Consider the following 20,494-nt stretch of genomic DNA (forward strand, 5'->3'; position numbering starts at 1 on the left):
TGCCGAGGCGTCCTGGGGCGCTGCGTCAGACTGGACGGCATGAGCATGCCGACCGGAGCCCCGGGGGCCTCCCCGCTGAAGCTCGAGTTCCCCCAGTCCCTCGCCGTGTACGACGACTACGCGACCGCCCAGAAGACGGTCGACTACCTCTCCGACCAGCACTTCCCCGTGCAGCACCTGATGATCGTCGGCACCGACCTCAAGCGGGTCGAGCGGATCACCGGGCGGCTCACCACCGGCCGGGTCGCGCTCGGCGGCGTGCTGTCCGGGCTGTGGCTCGGCCTGTTCGTCGGCCTGGTGTTCGCGCTCTTCGTCGACGAGAACGCGTTCGCGATGATCGTCTCCACGATGTTGTTCGGCGCGGTCTTCGGGCTGATCTGGGCGCTGATCGGCTACGCCCTCACCCGCGGCCAGCGCGACTTCTCCTCGGTCACCCAGGTCGTGGCGACCCGGTACGAGGTGCTCGTGGAGCACAAGGTCGCCGCCCAGGCCCGCGAGCTGCTCGCCGGTCTGCCCGGGGCGCTGCCGAACCCGTTCGCGTAGCCGGGCGGCCGCCAAGTTTCATCGGCCGGCCGACAAAGGTCTTGCCTGGACGACAAAGCTTCATCGTCCAGGCACGAGTTTCATCGGCCGGCCGATGAAACTCCGCCGGGGGCCGCCGCGTCCCGATCAGCTCAGCTCGCGCTTGAGGATCTTCCCGGTGGAGGTCATCGGCAGCGAGGTGGCGAACTCGACCTGGCGCGGGTACTTGTAGTTGGCCATCTGCTCCTTGGACCACGCGATCAGGTCCGCTTCGGTGAGCTCGGAGCCGTCGGTGCGGATCACCACGGCCTTGATCTCCTCGCCGTGGCTCTCGTCGGGTACGCCGATGACCGCGGCCAGCGAGACGTCCGGGTGGGTCATCAGGACCTCCTCGATCTCGCGCGGGTACACGTTGTAGCCGCCGCGGATGATCATGTCCTTGGACCGGTCGACGATGTAGTACCAGCCGTCCTCGTCGCGGCGGGCCAGGTCGCCGGAGCGGAACCAGCCGTCGCGGATCACCTCGGCGGTGGCCTCGGGCCGGTTGAAGTAGCCCTTCATCACGTTGTGGCCCTTGATCGCGATCTCGCCGATCTCGCCGTGCTCGCCGGGGCCCTCAACCTCGGCCCAGTCCGGTCCGATCAGCTTCATCTCCGCGCCCGGGACCGGCACCCCGATCGAGCCGGGCCGCGCGGGCTCGCCGTACCTGGAGAAGCTGGCGACCGGCGACGTCTCGGACAGGCCGTAGCCCTCGAGGATCGTGACGCCGAACCGCTTCTCGAACTCCTTGTGCACCTCCACCGGCAGGGCGGCGCCGCCGGACACCGCGACCCGCAGGTTCTCGGCGAGCGCGGTCACGTCGATGCCGTCCTCGAGCGCGCCGAGCAGCCCCCAGTACATCGTGGGCACGCCGGCGAAGAACGTGATCCGCTCCTTCAGCATCAGCTGGAGCGCCGCGTGCGCCTCGAAGCGGGGCAGCATCACGACCGTGCCGCCGTACGCGAAGGCGCCGTTCTGGGAGACGGTCTGGCCGAACGAGTGGAACAGCGGCAGGACGCACAGGTAGGTGTCCGGCTGGTCCGGGTCCGCGCCGAACAGCGGCTCACCCAGCAGTGCGTTGTCGCGCATGTTCCGGTGCCGCAGCTCGGCGCCCTTCGGCTGGCCGGTGGTGCCGGACGTGTAGAGGATCACCGCGGTGTCGTCCTCGTCGGTCGCGACGGTCTCGAAGGTCGCGGGCTGCGCGCCCATCGCCTGCGCCATGGTCTCCGTGCCGTCGATCGGCGAGGGGTCGCCGAGGCCGGCGGTGATCATGAAGAAGTGCTCGCAGCCCGGGGTTTCGCTGAACCCGGCGTGCCCGGCCGCACCGATCGGCAGCTCCGGCGTGCCCTCGAAGCAGAAGTACGCCTTCGCCTCGGAGTCGCCGAGGTGGTAGGCGACCTCACGCGCCTTGAGCAGCACGTTGAGGGGGACGACGGTCGCGCCGGCCTTGAGGATGCCGAAGTAGACGACCGTGAAGTACGGCAGGTTCGGGCACGACAGCGCGACCTTGTCGCCCGGCCGGATGCCACGGGACACCAGCAGGTTGGCGACCATGTTCGCGAACGTGTCGACCTCGGCGTAGCTGAGCCGGGTGTCGCCCAGCACGATCGCCGTGCGGTCCGGGTGGGTCGCGGCGCTGTCCTCGAGCAGGGTCGCCAGGTTGTACGTCGTCACGTGGGTTCGCCTCCATCGCTGCGGGATCTGGAGCCAACCTACTCAGGAGTCAACCGGTCCCGCGCCGGGCCGGGCCCGAATCCCGCCGGCCGGTCGCCCCGAGCTCAGCCGGTCAGCAGCCGCGCGGCGCGCCGCAGGTCGGCACGGACCGCGCGCGGCGCCAGCAGGCCGAGCACCCGGGCCGGGAGGGCCGCCGCACCGCGGCCGCTGACCCGCATCGTCGCGGTCACCTCGCAGCCGGCCCGCACCTCGGCGAAGTCCAGCGTGAGGACGGCGGCGAGGCCGCGCCACGTGCCGCGCTCGGACCAGCGCCGCGGCCGGTCCAGCTCGGTGGTCTCCATCCGGGGCCGGGGCCCCGGCCGGGTCACGTCGACCCAGGTCTGGCCGGCCCGGACCTCGCCGTCGACCTGCTCGACGCGGGCCAGGCTGGACTGCCACTCCGGACGGCGGCGCGGGTCGGAGAGGTAGTCGAAGGCGACCTCGCGCGACACCGCGAACGCGACCGCTACCACCGCTCCCCGGTCAGCAGCTCGAAGGCCTCGACGTACCGGCTGCGGGTCCGCTCGACCACCTCGGCCGGCAGCGGCGGCGGCGCCTCGCCCGACGAGCGGTCCCAGCCCGACTCCGGGGAGAGCGCCCAGTTGCGCACGATCTGCTTGTCGTACGACGGCTGCGCGTGGCCGGGCTCCCACTCGGCGGCCGGCCAGAACCGCGACGAGTCGGGCGTCAGCACCTCGTCCGCGAGGACCGTCGTGCCGTCGGGGCGGGCACCGAACTCCAGCTTGGTGTCGGCGAGGATGATGCCGCGCTCGCGGGCGATCGACTCGGCCCGGGCGTAGACGCGCAGCGTGAGGTCCCGCAGCTCGGCCGCGCGGTCGGCCCCGACGGTGCCCGCGACCGCGTCGTACGAGACGTTCTCGTCGTGCTCGCCGAGCTCGGCCTTGGTGGCCGGGGTGAAGACCGGCTCCGGCAGCCGGCTGCCGTCCACCAGCCCGGCCGGGAGCGCGATCCCGCAGACGGCGCCGGAGGCCCGGTAGTCGACCAGGCCGGAGCCGGTGAGGTAGCCGCGGGCGACGCACTCGACGGGGTACATCGCCAGCCGCTCGCACACGACGGCACGGCCCCTCACCTCGGGGGGCACGTCGGTCGAGAGCACGTGGTTGGGGACCAGGTCGGCGAGCCGGTCGAACCACCACAGCGACATCCGGGTCAGGATCTCGCCCTTGTCCGGGATCGTCGTGTCCAGCACGAAGTCGAAGATCGAGATCCGGTCGCTGGCGACCATCAGCAGCTCGCCGCCCGGCAGCTCGTAGAGGTCGCGGACCTTGCCGGAGTGGAGGTGCGTGGCGCCCGGGATCACCGGCGCGGTCGGGAGGTTGAGGTCGGCCACGACGCCACTGTAGGGCGTGGGGGCCGCGGGCCCGCGGGCTGCTCGTGCTGGCAGAGTGGGGTCATGCCGGAGTCTGCAGCGGAGATCCACGCCCGGGTGCTCGGGGCGAGCCGGGACGCTCGCCTGCCCCTGCCGCCGATCGGTGGCTGGGACATCTTCCCCTGGGAGGCCGTCGACGGCGCCGTCGTACCCAAGGCGCTCGACGCGCCCGGCGACGAGGCGCCGCGGGACGGTGAGCAGGGCGGCAAGCCCTGCTCCGCCTGCGCGGGCTTCCCGCCGGAGCGGGTCGTCTGGGAGGACGAGCGGTGGGTGCTCCTTGCCGAGGAGCAGCCGACCGGGCTGCCGTTGGTGCTCGTGCTCTGGACCCGCGAGCACCTCGACGTCGGCGAGTTCGACGACGAGCACGCCGGCGAGCTCGGCCAGATCGCGAACCGCCTGGTGCGGATCGTCGAGGCGATGCCCGGCATCGGCCGCTGCCACGTCAACCGCTGGGGCGACGGGTCCGCGCACTCGCACGTCTGGTTCTTCGCCCGACCGGCCGGCTTCGGCCAGATCAAGGGCTCCTACGCGGTCGAGTGGGACGACATCTTGCCCCCGGGGCCGGAGGACGTGTGGCGCGCCGACCTGCACGCGGTCGCGACGAAGCTCGCCAACTGGGGCGGCACGCCCCGGGCGTGACGCCCGGCCGGCACCGGGTCAGCGGACCCCGAACGACCTGAGCCCCTGGTCGGTCCCGTCGCGTACGTCGACCTGCTCGACGTGCGCGAGCCGCGGGCCGTCGTGGCACCACCGGACGAAGGCGGCCACCGCGCCGGGGTCACCCTCGACGTGGGCCGCCACCGTGCCGTCCGGCTCGTTGCGCACCCACCCTGCAACGCCGAGGCGGTCCGCCTCGCGATCGGCGTAGTAGCGGAACGAGACGCCCTGGACCCGGCCGGTCACGGTCACGTCGACGGCGCTGCGCATGTCGCCATCATCGCCCGGGCGCCCACACATCGGGCAAGGTGGAGCGGTGAGCGAGCACGTGGTGGCGCCACCGCGGGAGGAGGAGCCGGCCTACCAGCCGCACCCGCGGCGCTGGCGCATCCTCGGCGTCACGCTGGTCGTCGGCTTCATGGCGCTGCTCGACGTCTCGATCGTCAACGTCGCGATCCCGTCGATGCGCATCGGCCTGGAGACGTCCGCCGGGACCGTGCAGTGGGTCGTGTCCGGCTACGCGTTGGCGTTCGGCCTGACCCTGGTCGCCGGCGGCCGGCTGGGCGACGCGTACGGCCGCCGCCGGATGATGCTGATCGGCCTGCTCTGCTTCGTCGCCTCGAGCGTCGCGGTCGGGTTCGCGCCCGACGTCGAGCTCGTGATCGCCGCCCGGCTGCTCCAGGGCGCGTCCGCCGGGCTGCTGACCCCGCAGAACTCCGGGCTGATCCAGGAGCTCTTCCGCGACCGCGAGCGGGCGCGGGCGTTCGGCCTGTTCGGCTTCACCGTGTCGGTCTCGTCGGCGACCGGCCCCGTGCTCGGCGGCCTGATCATCGCGCTGGCCGGCGAGGACGACGGCTGGCGCTGGCTGTTCTGGGTGAACGCACCGATCGGCCTGGTCGCGATGGTCGCCGTGGCGCGGCTGGTGCCGGGCCCCGACCCCGACGCGGCGGGGCGCGGCAGCAGCCGGGTCGACGTCCCCGGGGCGGTGCTGCTCGGTGGCGCGGTGCTGTGCCTGCTCTACCCCGTGGTGCGCATCGAGAGCGGCGCCCGGCTGCCGCTGCTGCTGCTCGCCGGGGTGCCGCTGTTCGCGTGGGCGTTCGTGTGGTGGGAGCGGCGTACGGCGCTGCGCGGCCGGCCGCCGCTGCTCGACATCGCGCTGCTGCGCCGGCTGCCCGGCTACCTCAACGGGCTGCTGGTCGGGGCGCTGTACTTCACCGGGTTCACCGGCCTGCTGCTGGTGTTCTCGATCTACCTCCAGGAGGGCCTCGGCCGCACCCCGCTCCAGGCCGGGCTGCTGATGATGCCGTTCGCCGTCGGGTCGGCGATCAGCGCGCCGATCGCCGGTCGCTACGTCTCGGACGCGGGCCGACGGCTCACGGTCGGCGCGATCCTCGCGATGATGACCGGCGTCGCCCTCCTGGCCGCCCTGGTCCCGGGCCGCGAGCCGCTGTGGCCGTGGCTGGTGCCGATCCTGCTGCTCACCGGCCTCGGCGGCGGCGCGGTCGTCTCGCCGAACATCACGCTGACCCTGACCGAGGTGCCCCCGCGGATGGGCGGTGCGGCCGGTGGCGCGCTGCAGACCGGCCAGCGGATCGGGGCGTCGATCGGCGCCGCGCTGCTGGTGACCGTCTACGGGCTCGTCGCCGGGTCGGCCAGCACCGGCACCGCGCTCCGCGCCGCGCTGCTCACGAGCGTGGTGGTGCTGTGCGCCGCGCTGGCCATGGCGGTGCGCGCCCTGCGCCAGCAGGACGCAGGCTGACCGGTCCGGCTAGAGGATGTCGCCGGGTGCGTACGCCGCGGCCGCGGGGTGCCGGTCGGTCACCTCGGCGACCCGGCGTACGACGGCCTGCACCTGCGCGACCGCCGCGCCGGTGAACGTGATCGGCTCGGCCACCAGGGACGCCAGCTGGTCGGAGGTCAGCCCCAGCCGGGTGTCGGCGGCCAGCCGGGCGAAGACGTCGTTGTCGGCCTGGCCGCGGCGCATGTCGAGGGCGGTGCCGACCGCCGCCTCCTTGATCGACTCGTGGGCGGCCTCCCGGCCCACCCCGTTGCGAACCGCGGCCATCAGCACCTTCGTGGTGGCGAGGAACGGCAGGTAGCGGTCCAGCTCGCGCTGGATGACGGCCGGGAAGGCCCCGAACTCGTCGAGGATCGTCAGGAACGTCTCGAACAGCCCGTCGGCGGCGAAGAACGCGTCCGGCAGGGCCACCCGGCGGACGACGGAGTCGGAGACGTCGCCCTCGTTCCACTGGTCGCCGGCCAGCTCGCTGACCATCGAGAGGTGGCCGCGGAGCACGACCGAGAGCCCGTTGACCCGCTCGGCGGAGCGGCTGTTCATCTTGTGCGGCATCGCCGAGGAGCCGACCTGGCCCTCCTTGAAGCCCTCGGTCACCAGCTCGTTGCCGGCCATCAGCCGGATCGTGGTCGCGAGGTTCGACGGTCCGGACACCAGCTGGACCAGGGCGCTGACGACGTCGAGGTCGAGGCTGCGCGGGTAGACCTGCCCGACGCTGGTCAGCACCCGCTCGAAGCCCAGGTGCGCCGCGACCCGCTGCTCGAGCTCGGCCAGCTTGGCGGCGTCGCCGTCGAGCAGGTCGAGCATGTCCTGCGCGGTCCCCATCGGCCCCTTGATCCCGCGCAGCGGGTAGCGCACCAGCAGGTCCTCGACCCGGTCGAGGGCGACCAGCATCTCGTCGGCCACGGTCGCGAACCGCTTCCCGAGCGTGGTCGCCTGGGCGGCGACGTTGTGGCTGCGTCCGGCCATCACGGTGGCCTCGTGCTCGGCGGCCAGCCGGGCGAGCCGGGCCAGTGCCGCGACCGCCCGGTCGCGGACCAGCGCCACGCTCTGCCTGACCTGCAGCTGCTCGACGTTCTCGGTGAGGTCGCGCGAGGTCATGCCCTTGTGGATGTGCTCGTGACCCGCCAGCGCCGAGAACTCCTCGATCCGGGCCTTCACGTCGTGCCGGGTCACCCGCTCGCGGGCCGCGATCGACTCGAGGTCCACCCCCTTCTCACCGAGCTCCGCGACGCCGCGGTAGGCCTCGACGACACCGTCCGGCACCGCGATCCCGAGGTCGCGCTGCGCCTCCAGGACCGCGATCCAGAGCTGCCGCTCCAGCACGATCTTGTGCTCCGGCGACCAGATCCGCGCCAGCTCGGCGGAGGCGTAGCGGGTGGCCAGGACGTTGGGGACGGTCACGAGCGGTCATTCTCCCACGGGCCCGGCCGCCGGCTGTAACGCCGGGTTACCTGCTGTTCCCACCAGGTTGCAGCGGGGTCGGTACAAGATGTAAACGGGCGTTACAGTTGAGCGGCGGTCACGCCGGCCGCGATGTCGGTGCGGTGCTGGGCGCCGCGGAACGAGATGCGGGCGACGCCGTCGTACGCCGCCGTCCGGGCCGCGGCGACATCCGCCCCGGTGCCGACGACGGCCAGGACTCGGCCGCCGGCGGTGACGAGCTCGCCGCCGGCGAGCGCGGTGCCGGCCTGGATCACATGGACGCCCTCGACCGCCTCGGCCTCCTCGACCCCGGTGATGACGTCGCCCGAGGACGAGGTCTCCGGGTAGCCGGCGCTGGCCAGCACGACGGCCACGGCCGCGCCGTCCTTCCACACCGGAGCCGGCACGGAGGCCAGGGTGCCGGTGGCCGCGCCCATCAGCAGCGGCGCGAGCGGGGACTCGAGGAGCGCGAGGAGCGGTTGGGTCTCCGGGTCGCCCCAGCGGGCGTTGAACTCCACGACCCGGATGCCGCGCGAGGTCAGCGCGAGGCCGGCGTACAGGAGCCCGGAAAACGGCGTGCCGCGGCGGGCCATCTCGTCGACGGTCGGCTGCAGCACCTCGCGCAGTACCTCGTCGACGAGGCCGGGTTCCGTCCACGGCAGCGGCGTGTAGGCGCCCATGCCGCCGGTGTTCGGCCCCCCGTCGCCGTCGAAGATCCGCTTGAAGTCCTGGGCCGGCAGGAGCGGATAGACCGTGCTGCCATCGGTGATCGCGAACAGCGACACCTCGGGGCCGTCGAGGTACTCCTCGACGACGACGCGAGCACAGCCGGCGGCGTGCGTGCGGCCGTCCTCGCGCGACGACGTCACCACCACGCCCTTGCCGGCGGCGAGCCCGTCGTCCTTCACGACGTACGGCGGCCCGAACTCGTCCAGCGCGGCCGCGACGGCCTCGGCGTCGGCGCAGACGCGGGCCGCGGCGGTGGGGACGCCGGCCGCCTGCATCACGTCCTTCGCGAACGCCTTCGAGCCCTCCAGCTGCGCGGCCGCGCCGGAGGGGCCGAACACCGCGATCCCCTTCGAACGCACCGCGTCCGCGACGCCTGCGACCAGCGGCGCCTCGGGGCCGACGACCACGAGGTCGATGCCGAGCGCGACGGCCAGGTCGGCGACGGCCTCCCCCGACATCGGGTCCACGGCGTGCAGCGTGGCGACCGCGGCGATGCCGGGGTTGCCGGGGGCGGCGTGCACCTCGGTCACGGCGGGGTCCTGGGAGAGCGCGCGGGCCAGTGCGTGTTCGCGTCCGCCGGTGCCGATGACGAGGGTCTTCACGGGCCGCAACCCTATCCGCGGCGGGAGACGGACTCGGTGTAGGCCGCCGGTCGGTATCGCAGGATGGGATCGTCGGAGAGCTCGATACCGTCCACCACCCGGGTCGGGTCGAAGACGACCGGGCCGTCCGCCTCCTGGTCCGGCAACGGCTCGTGGACGACGAGGTGCCCGGCGACCAGCTCGCGGGCGCCCTTCCAGACCGACGTCGCCGAGTGCGGGTCGTGGCCCGGGCCGGCGACCTGGACCCGCACCTCGTGGGTGACCGGACCCCGCTCGAGCCGAGCGGCCATCTCCTCGAAGAGCCGGTCCGGCCCCTCGAACCGCTCCGGCAGCCGGTCGGCCGCGCTCGCCTGCGGCACGAAGGCATAGCGCACCCAGGCCCGCCGGCCGGCGTCGTCGAGCCACCCATAGGCATGGATCGGGAAGTACGCCGGCTCCGCGAAGCTGACCGGTGCCGAGACGGCGTGGGCGCGCAGGCTCGCGAGCACGCTCGGCAGCAGCCGCGGGTGCCGGGCCAGGAAGAACGGAAAGGTCAACGGCCTCACCGACGCCTCGGTCATCGCGACGAACTCCTCCGGGTCGTCGGTCGGGAACCGCGGGGAGGTCTGGCCGAGCAGGTCGGTCGCGGTGCCGTCGGCGAGCCGGAATTTCACCGCCATCCCGCGGATGTCCGGGGTCGGGTCGGGCACGGCGGCGTTACCGCCGGCGTTCGACCAGCGGACGAGGACCGGCGTGGGTGCGCGGAGGTGGCCGGCCCGGCACAGCTCGCCGGCCTCCGGGGTCGGGGTGAAGGTGCCGGCGTAGAACCGGCCCTTCGCGTGCAGGGTGCGATGGGCGGCGGGGCCGCGGAACGCCGCGCGCAGGCGGTCGATCGCGGCCGCGGGATCGAGCCCCGCCGGTTCGGGGGCAGTCGGGTCGGGCATGACCCGAACGGTCTCAGATCAGGTCGTGGATGGCGACGGTCGCGTCGCGGGACGGCCCGACGCCGACCGCGGAGATCCGGGCACCGGACATCTCCTCGACCGCCTTGACGTAGGCCTGGGCGTTGGCCGGCAGGTCGGCGAGCGTGCGGGCCCCGGAGATGTCCTCCCACCAACCGGGGAGGTACTCGTAGATCGGCACGGCGTGGTGGAAGTCGGTCTGGTTGACCGGCATCTCGTCGTGGCGCACCCCGCCCACGTCGTACGCCACGCACACCGGCACCTGCTCGAGCCCGGTGAGCACGTCGAGCTTGGTGAGCACGAAGTCGGTGACGCCGTTGACCCGGGCGGCGTAGCGGGCGATGACGGCGTCGTACCAGCCGCAGCGCCGCGGCCGGCCGGTCGTGGTGCCGAACTCGGCGCCGACCTTGCGCAGGTGCTCGCCGGCGTCGTCGTGCAGCTCGGTCGGGAACGGCCCTTCGCCGACGCGCGTGGTGTAGGCCTTCACGATGCCGATCACCTGCTCGAGGCGGCGCGGTGGGATGCCGGAGCCGGTGCAGGCTCCGCCGGCGGTGGCCGAGGAGGACGTCACGAACGGGTAGGTGCCGTGGTCGACGTCGAGGAGCGTGGCCTGGCCGGCCTCGAGCAGCACGGTCTCGCCGCGGTCCAGGGCCTGGTTGAGCAGCAGCCCGGTGTCGCAGACCATCGGCCGCAGCCGGTCGGCGAACGCGAGCAGCTCCTCGACGGTGGCCTCCACGGTCGCCGCGCGCCGGTTGTAGATCTTGGTGAGCACCTGGTTCTTCAGGTCCAGGACGCCCTCGACCTTCTGGGTCAGGATCTTCTCGTCGAAGATGTCCTGGACCCGGATGCCGATCCGGTTCATCTTGTCGGCGTACGTCGGGCCGATCCCGCGCCCGGTCGTGCCGATGCGCCGCGAGCCGAGGAAGCGCTCGGTGACCTTGTCCAGGGTGCGGTTGTAGTCCGCGATCACGTGCGCGTTGGCACTGATCCGGAGCCGGCTCACGTCGACCCCGCGCTGCTCGAGCGCATCGAGCTCCTCGAACAGCACGGCCAGGTCGACGACGACGCCGTTGCCGATCACGGGCGTGCAACCGGGCGTGAGGATGCCGCTGGGCAGCAGGTGCAGCGCGTACTTCTCGGTGTGCCCGGAGGCGTCGGTGATGACGACCGTGTGGCCGGCGTTGTTGCCGCCGTTGAACTTCACGACGTAGTCGACGCTGGTGCCGAGCAGGTCGGTCGCCTTGCCCTTCCCCTCGTCGCCCCACTGGGCACCGATGATGGCGATCGCGGGCATCTGCGCGCTCACTTCCAGGAAACGGAACAGCCGGAGAAACAAACAACTCCGGCACAAGTGCACCGGAGCTCTTGCGGCCACACGATACCTTAGGGCGACCGCCCGCTTCGACCGCTCGGGCTTCGACCCCTCGGATAGGGTCCGCGACGTGGACCCGCTCCTCGTGATCACCAACAGTGAGGCCGGCACCTCCGACGAGGAGTCGCTGGCGGCCGCGCTCGCCGTGCTCCGCGAGCGGGCCTCGGTCGAGGTGGCGGCCACGGCCAACCCCGGTGAGCTCGACGGCGTGCTGCACCGCGCGGGCTCGCGCCGGATCGTGGTCGCGGGCGGCGACGGCAGCCTGCACGCGGTGATCTCCGCGCTGCACCGCCGCCAGGAGCTGGGGGGCGCCACCCTCGGGCTGCTCCCGCTCGGCACCGGCAACGACTTCGCGCGCGGCACCGGGATCCCGCTCGACATCGAGGACGCCGCCCGGGTCGTGCTGCGCGACCGGCCGCGGCCGATGGACCTCGTCGTCGACGAGGTCGGCGAGATCGTCGTCAACAGCGTGCACGTCGGGGCGGGCGCCGAGGCCAGCCGCAAGGGTGCGTCCTGGAAGAACCGGCTCGGGTCGATCGGCATCGGCAGGCTCAACCTGGGCAGGCTCGGCTACCCGATCGGGGCGGCCCTGACCGCGATCGACCCGCCCAGTGTGCGGGTCCGGGTCGAGGTCGACGGCGAGCCCATCTGCGACCTGAACGACCCGGTGCTGATGGTGGCGATCGGCAACGGCCCGTCCGTCGGCGGAGGCACCCACCTGACCCCCGAGGCCAGCCCGCTCGACGGGAAGGTCGACGTGATGATCTCGCGCGCCGTCGGGCCCGTGTCCCGACTGCTGTACGGCGCGCGGCTGGGCCTGGGCACCCACCACCGGCAGGACGACAGCACCTACCTGCGCGGCAGCACCGTCTCGGTCTCCGGCGGGCCGTTCTGGTGCAGCGCCGACGGCGAGGTCTACGGTCCCGAGCGGCAGCGCACCTGGCGGGTCGAGCCGGGCGCGTACTCGATGCTGCTGCCCTGAGCCGGCCGACGCCGGTGGTCGATGAGGTGCGCCGCTCGTGGCTGAGGAGGTTGCGCCAGCAACCGTCTCGAGCCCCGGGCGGCTGTACTCCGGCCTGCGGTGGGTTCGAGGTTGCGGTCGATGGCAGCTACGGAGGCGGCGGGTGGGTGGTCGCGGTCTGCTCCCGGGTGCTGGCCGCCCCTTCTCGAGAGTGCGGTGGCTGGGATCAACCAGGCTCATCCCAGCCACCGCACTTTGCTCACGCCTGCTACCGGGGTCGGCGGGTTCATCAGAGCCAGCCGCGGCGTACCGCCTCGACACCGGCCTGGAAGCGGGAGTCGGCGCCGAGCTCGCTCATCAGCCCCGCGACCCGGCGGCGCACGGTGCGCAGGCTCAGGCCGAGCTTGCGGGCGATCAGCTCGTCCTGGGCTCCGGTGGCGAGCTGCTGCAGGAGGAAGCGTCGCAGGTCCGAGCGCGGCTCCCCCTGCTCGAGCTCGGGGACGGTGGACGCCCGCTCCCAGAGCATCTCGAAGAGCAGCGCGAGCGCCTCCACGAGCCCTTGCTGGCGCACCAGGGTGCGCGGCTCGTCGACGAACCCGAGCGGCTCGGGCACCACGGCGTGCGTGGTGCCGATGACGAACATCCGGGTCGGGACGTCCGGGAGCACCCGGATCTCCTCGCCGACCGCGGCTCGCGCCCGCACGACCTCCGGCGCCTCGCGGAGCACCCGGACCGGGTAGATCGCCCGGGACCGTCGTCCGGAGGCGACCAGGTCGCGCACGACCTCGAGCATCCGCCCCTCCCGGTGCACCCGCCACTGGTCCGGACGCAGCCAAGCGAGGTCGCCCTTGCTGTGCTGGATGAGGGCGGTGATCAGCGGGCCCGGGTGGCCGCCGGAGCTGATCTCGCCGTCGATCGGCCGGACGTCGTGCACCTCGCCCTCGGCCGGACGGGCGGCGCCGGCGACGAGGAGGGGTACGGCGCGGGCCAGCTGCGCCACGTCGGCGTGCGCCTGCGACGCGGTCGCGCTCAGCTCGACGATCAGCCGGGCCAGCGCCCGCGCCGGCGCCTCGACGTGCACCCGCTCGTCCTCGACCTGCACGATGCCCCGGTCGATCAGGGGCTCCAGGTCGGCGAGCAGCTGCTCGGGCGTGCGCAGCACCGCCGCGGCCACGAAGGGCAGCCGCTGTCCGGAGTGGCGCACGACGCGTTCGTAGGTGCGCTCGACGGCCGGACTGAACCCGAGGGCCGTGAGCACGGTGGTCGGTTCGGAACGAGCCATCGTGGCATCTTAGTGCCAGCGGCAACTTCTCTCCGGCTGGCACGGAACGGTCAGTGCCATGATCCCGGCACGCGCCACGGCCGCGCACCGATCTCGGGGCATGGTCGAGCCGGGACGACCCGCATCGGGGGATCGGTCGTCCCGGTGGCGCGTCTCGCGGACCCGGCCGGCTACCCGCGCCGGACCGTCAGCGCTCGGCCTCGGGCTTGAGCAGCGGGAACAGGATCGTCTCCCGGATGCCGACGCCGGTGAGCAGCATCACGAGGCGGTCGACCCCGATGCCGGTGCCGCCCATCGGGGGTGCGCCGTACTCCAGCGCCCGGAGGAAGTCCTCGTCGAGCTGCATCGCCTCGGCGTCGCCGCCGGCCGCGAGCAGGGACTGCTCGGTCAGCCGCTCGCGCTGGATGACCGGGTCCACCAGCTCGGAGTAGCTCGGTGCGAGCTCCATACCGCCGATGATCAGGTCCCAGGCCTCGACCAGGCCGGGCGTCGTGCGGTGCGGCCGGGCGAGCGGGCGCACCGACTCGGGGTAGTCGCAGACGAACGTCGGCTGGATCAGGGTGTGCTCGACGAGCTGTTCGTAGAGCTCCAGGATGATCTCGCCGGCGCCCCAGGTCGGCTTGAGCGCGATGTCGCGCGCCTCGCCCAGCCGGCGCAGGGCCGCCGCGTTGTCGGCGGTCTCGTCGGTGGAGATCTGCTCACCGAGCGCGTCGGAGACGGCGTCGGCGATCGGCAGCCAGCGCCACTCGCCGGACAGGTCGATCTCGTGGCCGTGGTGGTCCACCAGGGTGGTGCCGACGCCGGCCGCCGCGGCGGCGTTGAGCACGATCGCCTTGGTGCGCTCAGCGGCGGTGAACTGGTCGCCGTACGCCTCGTAGAACTCCAGCATCGTGAACTCGGGGCTGTGCGTGGAGTCGACGCCCTCGTTGCGGAAGATCCGGCCGAGCTCGTAGACCCGGTCCACGCCGCCGACGACGGCGCGCTTCAAGAACAGCTCGAGAGCGATCCGCAGGGTCATGTCCTGGTCGAAGGCGTTCAGGTGGGTTCCGAAGGGGCGCGCGGCGGCGCCGCCGTGCATCATCTGCAGGATCGGCGTCTCGACCTCGACGAAGCCCGCGTCGTCGAGGGTCGACCGGATGGAGCGCAGCACGGCCGCCCGGGTCCGGACCATGTCCCGCGCCTCCTGGCGCACGATCAGGTCGGCGTAGCGCTGGCGGACCCGCGACTCCTCGGACAGCTCCTTGTGCAGCACCGGCAGCGGGCGCAGCGCCTTGGAGGCCATCGACCAGCTCGACGCCATCACCGACAGCTCGCCCCGCTTGGAGGAGATCACCCGGCCCTCGACGAACACGTGGTCGCCGAGGTCGACGGTGTGCTTCCAGTCGTCGAGCGCCTCCTCGCCGACCTCGGCGAGGCTGAGCATCACCTGGAGCCGGGTGCCGATGCCCTCCTGCAGGGTCGCGAAGCACAGCTTGCCGGTGTTGCGGACGAACACGACGCGACCGGCGACACCGACCACGTCCTGGGTCTCCTCCGCGGCCTCGAGGTGACCCCAAGCCTCGCGCACGTCGGCCAGCGTGTGGGTGCGCGGCACGCCGACGGGGTAGGCCTCCCGGCCCTCCTCGAGCAGCCGGGCCCGCTTGGCCCGGCGCACCCGCATCTGGTCGGGCAGGTCGTCGGCGGGCGCTGGGTGCTCGGACGGGTGCTCGGACGGGTGCTCGCTGGGGTGCTCGGTCACCGGGCAAGGCTACCGACGGCCCCGCGCCGGTCAGCCGTCCAGGTCGCCGTCGGGGTCGCCGTCGGGGTCGCCGTCCGGGTCGCCGAGGAGCTCGTCGTACGCCGTCCGGCTGGAGTCCCGCAGGAACTGCGCGCACCGCTCCCACTCCGCGGTCTCGCCGATCTGGCGAGCGGCCAGCGCCAGCAGCCCCAGCGACTGGAGGAAGCCGCGGTTGGGCTCGTGCTCCCACGGCACCGGCCCGTGGCCCTTCCAGCCGTTGCGGCGCAGCTGGTCCAGGCTGCGGTGGTAGCCGACCCGGGCGTAGGCGTAGACGGTGACCAGGTCGTCGAGGTCCTCGGTCTGGTCGGCGAGGAGCAGGCCGAGGGTCGCCCAGGCGATCGGCGACTCCGGGTGCCGGCGGACCACCTCCATCACGTCGGCACCCTCGACGAGCTCGGCCGCCGCCGGGTCCTCGGGAAGGTGGATCGGCGGCGGGCCCGCCATCAGGTCTGCACCGGGCGTCAACGAGTTCATGGGTGCGATTGTCCACGGTGGGGTGTTGAGTGTGCTCGTGACCCGACCCGCGCCCTCGCCGGACCTGACCGCGACGTCGGAGCAGAAGGAGCCCTGGCCGGCGCTGTTCGCGCTGTGCATCGGCTTCTTCATGATCCTCGTCGACACCACGATCGTGTCGGTCGCGACCCCGGCGATCATCGAGGACCTCCGCGCCGGCGTGAACGACGTCGTCTGGGTGACCAGCGCCTACCTGCTCGCGTACGCCGTCCCCGTGCTGATCACCGGCCGACTCGGTGACCGGTTCGGGCCCAAGCGGCTCTACCTCACCGGCCTGACCGTGTTCACGCTCGCCTCGCTGTGGTGCGGGCTGACCGGCAGCATCGAGATGCTGATCGCCGCCCGCGTGCTCCAGGGCGTCGGCGCCTCGATGATGACCCCGCAGACGATGGCGATCATCACCCGGATCTTCCCGGCCCACCGCCGCGGCTCGGCGATGGCGCTGTGGGGCGCGACCGCGGGCGTCGCGACCCTGGTCGGCCCGATCCTCGGCGGGGTCCTGGTCGACGGGCTCGGGTGGGAGTGGATCTTCTTCATCAACGTCCCGGTCGGCCTGATCGGGTTCGTGCTCGCGGTGCGGCTGGTGCCGCGGCTCGAGACGCACGCCCACCGCTTCGACTGGGTGGGCGTCGCGCTCAGCGGCGTGGGCATGTTCCTGCTGGTCTTCGGGATCCAGGAGGGCCACCAGTACGACTGGAACGGCGTGATCTGGACGTTGATCGGCACCGGCCTGGTCGTGCTCGGGGCCTTCGTGGTCTGGCAGGCCCGCAACCGCCGCGAGCCCCTGGTGCCCCTGGGCCTGTTCGCCGACCGCAACTTCACCCTGGCCAACGTCGCCATCTCGGTGATGGGCTTCGCGATCACCGCGATGGCCATCCCGATCATGATCTGGGCGCAGGTGGTGCGCGGGCTCAGCCCGACGCGCTCGGCGCTGCTGCTGGTGCCGATGGCGGTGATGACGATCGCGCTGGCCCGCAACGTGGGCAGGCTGACGGACCGGGTCCACCCCCGGCAGCTCACCAGCTTCGGGTTCGCCTGCATCGTCGCGTCTCTGGTGTGGCTCTCGGTGCTGATGACTCCCGACACCTCGATCTGGTGGCTGGTGCCGGCGATGGTGCTGCTCGGCATCGGCAACGCCTGCGTCTGGGCGCCCAACAGCGCCACCGCCACCCGCAACCTGCCGATGCGGCTGGCCGGCGCCGGCTCCGGGGTCTACAACGCCACCCGCCAGGTCGGGGCCGTGCTCGGCTCGGCCGCGATCGCGGTGCTGATGGACGCGCGGCTGTCCGCCGAGGGGCTCCCGCCGTTCACGGGCGCGGGCGGTGACGGCGGCCCGGTCACGCTGCCGCCGGCGGTGGCCGACCACTTCAGCCAGGCGATGGCGACCTCGATGCTGCTGCCGGCCGCGGTGCTGGTCCTCGGCTTCGTGGCCGTGCTGTTCTTCGAGCGACCCCAGCACGCCGGCTTCGAATGATCCCCGGAACGTCGGACGGACGGAGCCACAGGTGGCTCCGTCCGTCCGACGCCTGTGCTCGGGTGGTCAGCCGATCGAGTGGCCCGCGGCGCGCAGGTTCTGGCACGCCTCGACGACCCGGGCGGCCATGCCGCTCTCGGCCGCCTTGCCCCAGGCCCGCGGGTCGTACATCTTCTTGTTGCCGACCTCGCCGTCGATCTTGAGGACGCCGTCGTAGTTCTGGAACATGTGCGTCGCCACCGGGCGAGTGAACGCGTACTGGGTGTCGGTGTCGACGTTCATCTTCACCACGCCGTAGTCGACGGCGGCGCCGATCTCCTCGGCCGTCGAGCCGGACCCGCCGTGGAAGACCAGGTCGAAGGGCTTCGAGCCCGCGGCCAGGCCGAGCTTCTCGGCGACGGCCTCCTGGGCCGCCTTGAGGATCTCCGGGCGGAGCTTGACGTTGCCCGGCTTGTAGACGCCGTGCACGTTGCCGAAGGTCAGCGCGGTCATGTAGCGGCCGTTCTCGCCGGCGCCCAGGGCCGCGACGGTCGCCAGCGCGTCCTCGGGGGTGGTGTAGAGCTTGTCGTTGATCTCGCCGACGACACCGTCCTCCTCGCCGCCCACGACGCCGATCTCGACCTCGAGGATGATGTGCGCGGCCGCGCACTTGGCCAGGAGCTCCTCGGCGATCTGGAGGTTCTCGTCGAGCGGTACGGCGGAGCCGTCCCACATGTGCGACTGGAACAGCGGGGCCTCGCCGCGGGCGACGCGCTCGGCGGAGATGTCGAGCAGCGGGCGCACGAAGCCGTCCAGCTTGCCCTTGGGGCAGTGGTCGGTGTGCAGCGCGACGTTGATCGGGTAGTTCTTCGCGACCTCGGCGGCGTAGGCGGCGAACGCGACGGAGCCGGTGACCATGTTCTTGATCGTCGGTCCGGAGAAGTACTCCGCGCCGCCGGTCGAGACCTGGATGATCCCGTCGGACCCGGCGTCGGCGAAGCCCTGGAGCGCCGCGTTGAGGGTCTGCGACGACGAGACGTTGATGGCCGGGAACGCGAACGCGTTCTTCTTGGCCGCCTCCAGCATCTCGGCGTACTTCTCGGGGGTGGCGATGGGCATGCGGACTCCTCGTACGAACGGCTGAACGGATCGTCTTCGACCCTAGTGCCTGCCCGAAGGCGCCCGTAGGGACCTCTGGCCCGTGATACCGGGCCGTGCTGCTGGCCGCGCGGGACGGGTCCCGGCGTGGCTGAACCCGGGCACCGCGGTGAACGTAGCGTGAGGGCATGAGCCTCACTCGGCGGTACGTCGCCGTGGTCGGCCCGGCCGACGGCGCCCGACCCACGGACCTCGAGCACGCCGAGGCCGTGGGCCGGATGCTGGCCGAGCACGGTGCGATCGTGCTCACGGGCGGACACCACGGGGTGATGGGCGCCGCGGCCCGGGGGGCACGGACCGGCGGCGGGACCGCCATCGGGCTGATGCCGGGGACCGACCGGTCGGCGGGTTCGCAGGAGCACACGTTCCTCCTGCCGACCGGGCTCGGCGAGCTGCGCAACGGGCTGCTGGTGCGGGCCGCCGACGCGGTCGTGGCCGTCGGCTGCAGCTGGGGCACGCTGAGCGAGATCGCCCTGGCCCGCCGCACCGGGGTGCCGCTGGTGCTCATCGACCCCTGGGAGCTGCCCCACGACGCCGGGACCATCGTCGACGGACCCGAGGCCGCCGTCGAGGCGCTCGGGCGACTGCTGCCGCGCTGACCTCCGCGTCGGCCTGGCCTCAGCCGCGCCAGACCCCGCCGTCCGACCGGCCCCCGGACAGGTCGGCGTACGCCCGCACCCACGCGTGCATGGCGATCGCGGCGGCCGCGGAGGCGTTGATGGAGCGGGTCGAGCCGAACTGCGCGATCGAGAACGTGCCGTCGCAGGCCTCCCGGGCGGTCTCGGAGAGGCCCGGCCCCTCCTGCCCGAACAGGAAGCACACCCGGCGCGGCACCTCGGTCGTCTCCAGGTGGGCCGAGCCCGGCAGGTTGTCGATGCCGTGCAGCGCGACCGGGCCGCCGGGGTGTTCGTGCAGGTAGCCGGCCAGCGCCTCGACCGTCGGGTGGTGCCGGACGTGCTGGTACCGGTCGGTCACCATCGCGCCGCGGCGGTTCCACCGCCGGTTCCCCACGATGTGCACCTCCGCCGCCAAGAAGGCGTTCGCGGTGCGCACGATCGTCCCGATGTTGAAGTCGTGCTGCCAGTTCTCGATGGCCACGTGGAAGTCGTGCCGCCGGGTGTCCAGGTCGGCGACGATCGCCTCGACCGACCAGTACCGGTAGCGGTCGACCACGTTGCGCCGGTCGCCGGCCGCGAGCAGCGCGGCGTCGTACTGCGCCCCGGTCGGCCACTCCCCCCGCCAGGGGCCGACGCCGACCTCGGGTGGCCCGTGGGGCATCGGGTCGTACGGCGCGCGCTCCTCCACAGCGGGTAACGGTACGGCGAACACTTCGCGTTCGGCGCCGGGGCTCAGGACCCGCCAGGTACCGTTGCTGCGTGATGAGCGTCCTCCCTGGGCAGTCGATGCTGCTCGGCATGGACTGGATGGACCCGAACTGGCTCCTGGACCAGTTCGGCGTGGAGTTCTACTGGATCAGCCTGCTGATCATCTTCGTCGAGTGCGGGCTGTTCTTCCCTTTCCTGCCCGGTGACACCCTGCTGTTCGCGCTGGGGCTGTTCCTCAACGCCGAGCGGATCGACATGTTCCCCGGCGGTCCCGTGGTCGAGCTGGTCATCGCCGCGGTGCTGCTGAGCGCGGCGGCCTTCCTCGGGAACGTCGCCGGCTACGAGATCGGCCGCGCGATCGGGCCGCCGCTCTACCACCGCGAGGGCCGGCTGCTGAAGAAGAAGTACTTCGACCAGACCCACGCCTTCTTCGAGCGGCACGGCAACAAGGCCCTGGTCATCGGCCGGTTCGTGCCGTTCGTGCGCACGTTCATCACGGTCGTCGCGGGCGTGACCCGGATGGAGCGGCGCCGGTTCTTCCTGTGGAGCGCGGTCGGCGCGGTGCTGTGGGTGCTGAGCATCCTGATGCTCGGCTTCACCCTGGGCGGGGTGTTCCCGACCCTGGGCGAGAACATCGACAAGACGCTGATCGCCATCCTCGCCTTCACCGTGGTGCCGATCGCCTACGAGTGGTGGCGGCACCGGCGTACGGCGAGCCGGCGCGGCGACGACCGGGACGGCGACGGCGTGCCCGACCTCGACATCACCGGCGTGGACGCGACCCGTCGCGACTGATCACGCCACCGGCCCAGCAGCCGGCCCAGCAGCCGGCCGGACGAG

20 protein-coding genes are annotated in these 20,494 nt (G+C 72.6%); 7 read left to right on the forward strand and 13 right to left on the reverse strand.

The window, feature by feature from the left end:
* Positions 1-39: 39 nt before the first annotated feature.
* Positions 40-543, forward strand: coding sequence for a general stress protein (locus tag NOCA_RS23415; RefSeq protein WP_011757760.1), 504 nt, complete (start codon positions 40-42; stop codon positions 541-543).
* A gap of 126 nt (positions 544-669) precedes the next feature.
* Here the strand turns inward: NOCA_RS23415 and NOCA_RS23420 are convergent, their stop codons facing one another.
* The 3 genes from NOCA_RS23420 to NOCA_RS23430 form a co-directional block, all read right to left on the reverse strand.
* The gene (locus NOCA_RS23420) at positions 670-2,235 is read right to left on the reverse strand and encodes a long-chain-fatty-acid--CoA ligase (RefSeq protein WP_011757761.1); all 1,566 of its coding nucleotides are present in this window, start codon (positions 2,233-2,235) and stop codon (positions 670-672) included.
* Between the two features lie 104 nt (positions 2,236-2,339).
* On the reverse strand, positions 2,340-2,747 hold the full coding sequence (locus tag NOCA_RS23425) for an SRPBCC family protein (protein ID WP_011757762.1): 408 nt from the start codon (positions 2,745-2,747) through the stop codon (positions 2,340-2,342).
* Positions 2,741-3,625 (reverse strand): phosphoribosylaminoimidazolesuccinocarboxamide synthase, encoded by an 885-nt coding sequence (locus NOCA_RS23430; RefSeq protein WP_041546874.1) that lies wholly within the window; start codon positions 3,623-3,625, stop codon positions 2,741-2,743. Before NOCA_RS23430 ends, NOCA_RS23425 begins: the two co-directional genes overlap by 7 nt.
* A 63-nt stretch (positions 3,626-3,688) precedes the next feature.
* Between NOCA_RS23430 and NOCA_RS23435 the strand changes: the two genes are divergently transcribed.
* A complete protein-coding gene (locus NOCA_RS23435; protein ID WP_011757764.1) occupies positions 3,689-4,303 on the forward strand; it encodes a hypothetical protein in 615 nt (204 codons plus the stop codon).
* Between the two features lie 18 nt (positions 4,304-4,321).
* Here the strand turns inward: NOCA_RS23435 and NOCA_RS23440 are convergent, their stop codons facing one another.
* Entirely contained in the window at positions 4,322-4,591 is a 270-nt protein-coding gene (locus tag NOCA_RS23440; protein ID WP_041546876.1) for an acylphosphatase, read from the reverse strand.
* Between the two features lie 46 nt (positions 4,592-4,637).
* Between NOCA_RS23440 and NOCA_RS23445 the strand changes: the two genes are divergently transcribed.
* The gene (locus NOCA_RS23445) at positions 4,638-6,080 is read left to right on the forward strand and encodes an MFS transporter (RefSeq protein ID WP_011757766.1); all 1,443 of its coding nucleotides are present in this window, start codon (positions 4,638-4,640) and stop codon (positions 6,078-6,080) included.
* A gap of 9 nt (positions 6,081-6,089) precedes the next feature.
* Here the strand turns inward: NOCA_RS23445 and purB are convergent, their stop codons facing one another.
* The 4 genes from purB to NOCA_RS23465 all read right to left on the reverse strand — a co-directional run bounded on the left by purB (position 6,090) and on the right by NOCA_RS23465 (position 11,107).
* Positions 6,090-7,520, reverse strand: a complete 1,431-nt coding sequence (gene purB / locus NOCA_RS23450) for an adenylosuccinate lyase (RefSeq protein ID WP_011757767.1) — start codon at positions 7,518-7,520, stop codon at positions 6,090-6,092.
* 101 nt (positions 7,521-7,621) lie between these two features.
* Entirely contained in the window at positions 7,622-8,872 is a 1,251-nt protein-coding gene (purD, locus tag NOCA_RS23455; protein WP_011757768.1) for a phosphoribosylamine--glycine ligase, read from the reverse strand.
* A gap of 11 nt (positions 8,873-8,883) precedes the next feature.
* Complete coding sequence (locus tag NOCA_RS23460; RefSeq protein WP_011757769.1) at positions 8,884-9,795, reverse strand: catalase family peroxidase; 912 nt, start codon at positions 9,793-9,795, stop codon at positions 8,884-8,886.
* A 13-nt stretch (positions 9,796-9,808) separates the two neighbouring features.
* Positions 9,809-11,107, reverse strand: a complete 1,299-nt coding sequence (locus tag NOCA_RS23465) for an adenylosuccinate synthase (RefSeq protein ID WP_011757770.1) — start codon at positions 11,105-11,107, stop codon at positions 9,809-9,811.
* Between the two features lie 148 nt (positions 11,108-11,255).
* Here NOCA_RS23465 and NOCA_RS23470 point away from each other — a divergent pair, with 148 nt between their 5' ends.
* Entirely contained in the window at positions 11,256-12,167 is a 912-nt protein-coding gene (locus tag NOCA_RS23470; protein ID WP_140404075.1) for a diacylglycerol/lipid kinase family protein, read from the forward strand.
* 268 nt (positions 12,168-12,435) lie between these two features.
* On the opposite strand, the gene NOCA_RS23475 is transcribed toward NOCA_RS23470, so the two are convergent.
* The 3 genes from NOCA_RS23475 to NOCA_RS23485 all read right to left on the reverse strand — a co-directional run bounded on the left by NOCA_RS23475 (position 12,436) and on the right by NOCA_RS23485 (position 15,679).
* On the reverse strand, positions 12,436-13,428 hold the full coding sequence (locus NOCA_RS23475; RefSeq protein ID WP_011757772.1) for a LuxR C-terminal-related transcriptional regulator: 993 nt from the start codon (positions 13,426-13,428) through the stop codon (positions 12,436-12,438).
* 187 nt (positions 13,429-13,615) lie between these two features.
* The gene (gene lysS / locus NOCA_RS23480) at positions 13,616-15,166 is read right to left on the reverse strand and encodes a lysine--tRNA ligase (RefSeq protein ID WP_011757773.1); all 1,551 of its coding nucleotides are present in this window, start codon (positions 15,164-15,166) and stop codon (positions 13,616-13,618) included.
* A gap of 30 nt (positions 15,167-15,196) precedes the next feature.
* The gene (locus NOCA_RS23485) at positions 15,197-15,679 is read right to left on the reverse strand and encodes a DUF3151 domain-containing protein (protein ID WP_011757774.1); all 483 of its coding nucleotides are present in this window, start codon (positions 15,677-15,679) and stop codon (positions 15,197-15,199) included.
* Positions 15,680-15,716: 37 nt separating this feature from the next.
* Between NOCA_RS23485 and NOCA_RS23490 the strand changes: the two genes are divergently transcribed.
* Positions 15,717-17,192, forward strand: coding sequence for a DHA2 family efflux MFS transporter permease subunit (locus tag NOCA_RS23490; RefSeq protein WP_337998982.1), 1,476 nt, complete (start codon positions 15,717-15,719; stop codon positions 17,190-17,192).
* 66 nt (positions 17,193-17,258) lie between these two features.
* Here the strand turns inward: NOCA_RS23490 and fbaA are convergent, their stop codons facing one another.
* The gene (gene fbaA / locus NOCA_RS23495; protein ID WP_011757776.1) at positions 17,259-18,290 is read right to left on the reverse strand and encodes a class II fructose-bisphosphate aldolase; all 1,032 of its coding nucleotides are present in this window, start codon (positions 18,288-18,290) and stop codon (positions 17,259-17,261) included.
* Between the two features lie 167 nt (positions 18,291-18,457).
* On the opposite strand from fbaA, the gene NOCA_RS23500 reads away from it, so the two are divergent.
* Positions 18,458-18,928 (forward strand): hypothetical protein, encoded by a 471-nt coding sequence (locus NOCA_RS23500; RefSeq protein ID WP_011757777.1) that lies wholly within the window; start codon positions 18,458-18,460, stop codon positions 18,926-18,928.
* A gap of 19 nt (positions 18,929-18,947) precedes the next feature.
* On the opposite strand, the gene NOCA_RS23505 is transcribed toward NOCA_RS23500, so the two are convergent.
* Positions 18,948-19,607 carry a TrmH family RNA methyltransferase gene (locus NOCA_RS23505; protein ID WP_011757778.1) on the reverse strand — a complete coding sequence of 220 codons (660 nt, stop codon included), beginning with the start codon at positions 19,605-19,607 and terminating at the stop codon, positions 18,948-18,950.
* Positions 19,608-19,708: 101 nt separating this feature from the next.
* Between NOCA_RS23505 and NOCA_RS23510 the strand changes: the two genes are divergently transcribed.
* The gene (locus NOCA_RS23510) at positions 19,709-20,449 is read left to right on the forward strand and encodes a DedA family protein (protein ID WP_041546879.1); all 741 of its coding nucleotides are present in this window, start codon (positions 19,709-19,711) and stop codon (positions 20,447-20,449) included.
* Positions 20,450-20,494 lie beyond the last annotated feature (45 nt).

This window comes from Nocardioides sp. JS614 (assembly GCF_000015265.1).
GTDB lineage: Bacteria > Actinomycetota > Actinomycetes > Propionibacteriales > Nocardioidaceae > Nocardioides.

Excerpts from the sequence above, each read along its gene's own strand:
- NOCA_RS23415 (WP_011757760.1), top strand. The coding sequence starts at position 40 with ATGAGCATGCCGACCGGAGCCCCGGGGGCCTCCCCGCTGAAGCTCGAG.
- NOCA_RS23435 (WP_011757764.1), top strand. The coding sequence starts at position 3,689 with ATGCCGGAGTCTGCAGCGGAGATCCACGCCCGGGTGCTCGGGGCGAGC.
- NOCA_RS23440 (WP_041546876.1), bottom strand. The coding sequence starts at position 4,591 with ATGCGCAGCGCCGTCGACGTGACCGTGACCGGCCGGGTCCAGGGCGTC.
- NOCA_RS23460 (WP_011757769.1), bottom strand. The coding sequence starts at position 9,795 with ATGCCCGACCCGACTGCCCCCGAACCGGCGGGGCTCGATCCCGCGGCC.
- NOCA_RS23465 (WP_011757770.1), bottom strand. The coding sequence starts at position 11,107 with ATGCCCGCGATCGCCATCATCGGTGCCCAGTGGGGCGACGAGGGGAAG.
- NOCA_RS23475 (WP_011757772.1), bottom strand. The coding sequence starts at position 13,428 with ATGGCTCGTTCCGAACCGACCACCGTGCTCACGGCCCTCGGGTTCAGT.
- NOCA_RS23485 (WP_011757774.1), bottom strand. The coding sequence starts at position 15,679 with ATGAACTCGTTGACGCCCGGTGCAGACCTGATGGCGGGCCCGCCGCCG.
- fbaA (WP_011757776.1), bottom strand. The coding sequence starts at position 18,290 with ATGCCCATCGCCACCCCCGAGAAGTACGCCGAGATGCTGGAGGCGGCC.
- NOCA_RS23500 (WP_011757777.1), top strand. The coding sequence starts at position 18,458 with ATGAGCCTCACTCGGCGGTACGTCGCCGTGGTCGGCCCGGCCGACGGC.
- NOCA_RS23505 (WP_011757778.1), bottom strand. The coding sequence starts at position 19,607 with ATGCCCCACGGGCCACCCGAGGTCGGCGTCGGCCCCTGGCGGGGGGAG.
- NOCA_RS23510 (WP_041546879.1), top strand. The coding sequence starts at position 19,709 with ATGAGCGTCCTCCCTGGGCAGTCGATGCTGCTCGGCATGGACTGGATG.